Origin of the sequence: Corallococcus sp. AB049A (assembly GCF_003668885.1) — a bacterium.
GTDB classification, from domain to species: domain Bacteria; phylum Myxococcota; class Myxococcia; order Myxococcales; family Myxococcaceae; genus Corallococcus; species Corallococcus interemptor.
Genome location: NZ_RAWL01000551.1, coordinates 1 through 4,749, shown reverse-complemented (window position 1 = coordinate 4,749; position 4,749 = coordinate 1). Strand labels below are relative to the sequence as shown.

General features: G+C 72.9%; 7 protein-coding genes. 5 read left to right on the top strand and 2 right to left on the bottom strand.

Features of this window, described 5'->3' with window-relative positions:
• From D7X55_RS35870 to D7X55_RS35860, 3 genes are all read left to right on the top strand, one after another.
• The coding region (locus D7X55_RS35870) for a response regulator (RefSeq protein ID WP_147470346.1) at window positions 1-440 on the top strand (440 nt) is incomplete at its 5' end.
• A 145-nt stretch (window positions 441-585) separates the two neighbouring features.
• Window positions 586-1,338 carry a hypothetical protein gene (locus D7X55_RS35865; protein ID WP_120552488.1) on the top strand — a complete coding sequence of 251 codons (753 nt, stop codon included), beginning with the start codon at window positions 586-588 and terminating at the stop codon, window positions 1,336-1,338.
• Between the two features lie 97 nt (window positions 1,339-1,435).
• Complete coding sequence (locus D7X55_RS35860) at window positions 1,436-1,840, top strand: DUF2203 domain-containing protein (RefSeq protein ID WP_120552485.1); 405 nt, start codon at window positions 1,436-1,438, stop codon at window positions 1,838-1,840.
• A 9-nt stretch (window positions 1,841-1,849) separates the two neighbouring features.
• Here D7X55_RS35860 and D7X55_RS35855 read toward each other — a convergent pair whose 3' ends face one another.
• Window positions 1,850-2,455, bottom strand: coding sequence for a hypothetical protein (locus D7X55_RS35855; protein ID WP_120552484.1), 606 nt, complete (start codon window positions 2,453-2,455; stop codon window positions 1,850-1,852).
• A 159-nt stretch (window positions 2,456-2,614) separates the two neighbouring features.
• Here D7X55_RS35855 and D7X55_RS35850 point away from each other — a divergent pair, with 159 nt between their 5' ends.
• Together D7X55_RS35850 and D7X55_RS35845 are read left to right on the top strand one after the other, a co-directional pair.
• Window positions 2,615-3,541, top strand: a complete 927-nt coding sequence (locus tag D7X55_RS35850) for an NmrA/HSCARG family protein (protein WP_199747299.1) — start codon at window positions 2,615-2,617, stop codon at window positions 3,539-3,541.
• A 100-nt stretch (window positions 3,542-3,641) separates the two neighbouring features.
• A complete protein-coding gene (locus D7X55_RS35845) occupies window positions 3,642-4,364 on the top strand; it encodes a hypothetical protein (RefSeq protein WP_233610267.1) in 723 nt (240 codons plus the stop codon).
• Here the strand turns inward: D7X55_RS35845 and D7X55_RS35840 are convergent, their stop codons facing one another.
• Window positions 4,365-4,664 (bottom strand): hypothetical protein, encoded by a 300-nt coding sequence (locus tag D7X55_RS35840; RefSeq protein ID WP_199747298.1) that lies wholly within the window; start codon window positions 4,662-4,664, stop codon window positions 4,365-4,367.
• Between the last annotated feature and the right edge of the window lie 85 nt (window positions 4,665-4,749).

Here is a 4,749-nt window from a genome sequence, read left to right as displayed (position 1 = left end):
GGCCCCCCGCGCCGGAGCGCGCGCCCACGACCGCTCCGGAGCTGGGCGGCGTGCGCGTGCTCGTGGTGGATGACGAAGAGGACGCCCGGGAGCTGTTGCGCACGCTCCTGGAGGACAGCGGCGCCCACGTGGTGACCGCGGGCTCCGCGATGGAGGGACTCCAGGTGCTCCAGGCGGAGCATCCGGACGTGCTCGTCTCCGACATCGGCATGCCGGGCACGGACGGCTATGGCTTCATCGAGCGCGTGCGCGCGCTGCCCGGGGACCAGGGAGGCCGCATCCCGGCGGTGGCCATCACCGCCTACGCCCGCTCGGAGGACCGCACCCGCGTGCTGCGCGCCGGCTTCCAGAGCCACGTGCCCAAGCCCGTGGAGCCCGGGGAGTTGCTCGCCGTCATCGCGTCGCTCGCGCAGCGGTATCCCGCCCCGCCGAAGGCGTGACGGCCCCCGGCGGGCCGAAGTACCCGGGGCCGATCAGCGCCCGGCCCGAGCAGGACGCCCGACACGTCCGCGCGCATCCTCCTGGCCAGCGGGCGGGGGCAGGGCTTACCTTTGCCTCATGCGTCCGCCGCCCGGACAAATGGCGATGTTCGACGCCCCGGCGCCCGGGCGTGAGCCGGCGCGCTCGCGGCTGCCCTCGCGCGAGGACGCGCTGCCCCGGGCCGCGGAACTGGCCCGGCGCGTGTCCGCCCTGCTGGGCCGGCCCGTGCATCTGCGCCTCACGGACAACCGCGCCACCCTGGTGAGCTTCCGCCGCCTCCCCGAAGGCGTGCGCCTGCGCCTGCACCACCTCTTCCTGGACGCACCCGACGCCGTGGTGCGCGCCCTGGCCCTTTATGTGGCCGGCGACACCGCCGCCCGCGAGGTGCTGGAGGCCTTCAGCCACGCGCACCATGACCAGGTGCGCCGGGAGCGCAGGCCCGGCGCGCCCCTGCGCACGCGCGGCCGCTGCTTCGACCTCAAGGCCGTGCACGCCCGGCTGGACGCGGCGTACTTCGACGGGCGCGTGCACGCCGTGGAGGTGGGCTGGGCCCGCCGCCCCGGACAGCGCACCCGCCGCACCATCCACCTGGGCGGCTACGACGCCCGCCTGCGCGAGGTGCGCGTCCACCCCGCGCTGGACCGCCCCACCGTGCCCGCCTTCGTCGTGGACTTCATCGTCTTCCACGCCCTGCTGCACGCGGACCTCGCCGGCCCCGACGCCGACGTCCACGACGACGCCGGCCGCTGCGCCGCGGAGCACACACCCACCTTCCTCGCGCGCGAGGCCGCCTTCCCCCTGCGCGAGGCCGCCTGGCGCTGGCTGCTGGAGAACCTGTCGTCGCTGCGGCGCGGGTGACCTGTTCCAGACATGCCGGCACGGCCGTGACACACCCTGACGCACCCACGGGAAGGTGGTGGCGGGCGGGGGGCGCACACTGCATGCTGTCCCCCCAATGCGCTTTTTCAGCGTGGAAGAGGCCAGCCGGCTGGTGCCGTTGCTGACGAAGACCTTCGGACGCGTGCGCCCGTGGGTGGAGCGCGTGCAGAAGCTGGCGGAGGTGCTGGACGGCCCCGAGGCCCCACGCGAAGCCGACGCGCTGGTCCCCCTGCGCGAGGAGCGCGAGGAGCTGCTGGAGCGAATCCGCGTCGAGCTGGGCCCGCTCCAGGAGATGGGCCTGGAGATAAAGGGCGCGGACGGTCTGGTGGACTTCCACGCGCATCGCGGCGAGGAGCCCGTCTACCTCTGCTGGCGCTACGGCGAGGACGCCGTGGCGCACTGGCACGACCTGAAGACCGGCTTCTCCGGGCGGCGCCCCATCGACAGCCCGGACGACTTCGAGCCCACCTACCTCAGCTGAGGCCGGCCCTCACTTCGCCGCGCTCTGGTGCAGCAGGCCCAGCTTGTTGCGCGCGGAGAGCAGCTGCTGGCGCAGCGAGTCCGCCTGCCGGCCGATGTCGGTGAACTTCGCCTCCTCCGCCGCGCTTGTCAGCGTGGCCGCTTCGTCCGCCACCTGCGCCATGCGGTCCTGGAGCGCGGTGAAGACCTCCGTGAGCCGCGCGTCCTCCTCCGCCGTGCGCGTGGCCTGCTGGCGCAGGGACGCGAACTCCTGCATGCGCCCGTTGAGGTCCGCCGCGCTCTGCCCCAGCGCCCCGTAGCGCGTGAGCAGGTCCTTGAACACCTCCGTGCGCTGCTGCAGGTCCTGCGCGCGCACGTTGACCGCGTCCGCCTGCGCCTGCTGCCGGTTGCGCACCCCGGTGATGGCCTGCACCAGCGCGCCCACGCGCATGCGCAAGGCGTCGTCCAGGTCCGCCAGGTCCTTGAGCATCTTCGACGCGCGCTCCAGCTGCTTCTCCGACGACAGGGGCGCTTCCTTCAGCTGTTCCGACAGGGCCTCGAAGCGGACCAGCTCGGCGTCGAGCGCCTGGGCGGCGGAGACCAGCTCGGAGGGCGGGGGCGTGTCACGCTTGCTCATGGGGCCGGGAGGATGCCACGCCGCCTGCCCCTCCCTCACGGCCGCCTGCCTGCCTCGGGAGCCTGTGCTCGGGGGAGGACAGTGCGGCCTCCAGGCCTCGCCAATGTCACGGGGCGTCTCCAATTTGCCGTGACACGTCGCGTCCGGAGGTCTGAACCCATGCCCGTGGATTTCTCCATCACCGTGCTCGTCACTGGCGCCACCGGCCAACAGGGCGGGGCCGTCCTCCGCAAGCTCGCCGACCGGGGCCATCACGTGGTGGCGCTGGTGAGGGACGTGGAATCCGCCAGCGCCAAGGCCCTGCGCAGGCCCGGCGTCACCCTGGCCCAGGGCGACTTCGACGACCCGGTCTCCCTGGAGAGCGCCATGCGCGGCGTGGACGCCGTCTACGCCATGGCCACGCCCTTTGGCGCGGGCGGCGTGGACGCGGAGGTCCAGCACGGCAAGAACCTGGCGGACGCGGCGAAGCGCTCCAACGTGCGGCACTTCGTGTACTCGTCCGTGGCGGGCGCGTCCGAGCTCACCGGCATCCCCCACTTCGACAGCAAGCACACCGTGGAGCTGTACCTGAAGCGGCGCGACATGCCCTTCACCATCCTGGCGCCCACCTTCTTCATGGAGAACTTCCTCCAGCCGCCCACGCGCGACATGCTGGCGCAGGGGAAGCTGGCCCTGGCGCTGCCCGCGACGCGCGGCCTCCAGATGGTCGCGGTGGAGGACCTGGCCGGCTTCGCGCTGCACGTGCTGGGGGACCCGGAGCGCTTCATCGGCGAGCGCATTGAAGTCGCCTCCGACGAGGTGACGGGCCAGCAGGCCGCCGCGCTGCTGTCCATGGTGAGCGGCCACCGCATCCACTTCGAACAGCTTCCCCTCGACCAGCTCCAGCAGCAGAGCGAGGACCTGGCGGCCATGTTCGACTGGCTGGACCGCGTGGGCTACCACGCGGACATCCTCACCCTGCGCAACAGCTACCCGCGCGTGAACTGGCAGACCTTCGAGTCCTGGGCGCGCCATCAGGAATGGGACTTCGTCAAGGCGCCCTCCTGGCCCGCCACCGCCGCGGAGCCGGTGACGCCCCAGCCCTGAGCGCGCCCCCCGGCCGGACGCCCGCTCTCCGGGGTGGAGCACGGGGCATGTCCTCCATCCAACGCCACGGACGTTACGTTGAAGCGTGAGGAGGCATGCGATGCGTGGAGCACTGGGAGTGGGGGCCCTGGGGTTGATGCTGATGGCGGGCTGCGCGGCGGAGACGAAGCTGCGGCCCACGCCGGAGGCGGGAATCCTCCAGGACAACAAGAGCAGCGCCATCACCGAACAAGAGGGGGTGCGGCTCACCGCCGACGGCGCCGCGTGGCACGGCTCGCCGTCCGACCTGGAGCGCCGGGTCACCCCCGTCTACGTCCGGCTGGAGAACCAGGGGCAGCGCCCGCTGCGGCTCCAGTACAAGGACTTCGCGCTCGTGGGCCAGGAGTCGCGCTTCCGCTACAGCGCGCTGCCGCCCCTGTCGCTGCGGCGGGCCACCTCGTCGCGTGACACCGAGGCGCAGGCGACCATCCTGCCGGCGAGTGGGCCCCGAGGCCGGGTCTGGGTGGGCGGCGGCTATGGCTACGGGCCCTACCGCGGCTGGGGACCGGGCTGGTACGGCCCTGGCCCCTGGGGCTGGGGCAGCCCCTTCTACGGACCGTACCCCTACACGTACTACGAGCAGCCGCTGCCCACGGAGGACATGCTCAACAACGCGCTGCCGGAGGGCACGCTGGAGCCCGGCGGCACGCAGGAGGGCTTCCTCTACTTCCAGGGCGTGGCCCACCGGGAGAACGCGGTGACACTCCAGGTGAAGCTGGTGGACGCGGAGACGGGGGAGCCGTTCGGTTCGCTCGGCATCCCCTTCCAGGTGAGCACGAAGTAGCTAGTGCAGGAGCGTGCTGGGAGGCGCGTAGGGAGAGCGCCCCCCGTCGTGCGCCAGGTCGAGCAGCGGCGCGTCCTCCGGCTCCCCCAGCGCGCGCCGCACGTCCGCGCCCTTCACGGGCAGGCCCAGGAGCGGCCCCAGGAGGAACAGGTCCAGCGCGCCAGCCAACAGCGGCCCCAGGCCCGCCAGCGCCACCATCGCGCCCCGGGGCGTGCCCGAGCCCAGTCCACCCAGGACCATGCCCGTGCCCGCCAGAATCCGAATCCACCGTCCGTTGCGGGACGTGATGAAGCCGACCATGAACACCTCCCCACGCCGAAGATGAACACGCGCCAGGGGGCGACCACGGCCGGTGTCCACCCGGCGACCCTCCATCCCATGGGCC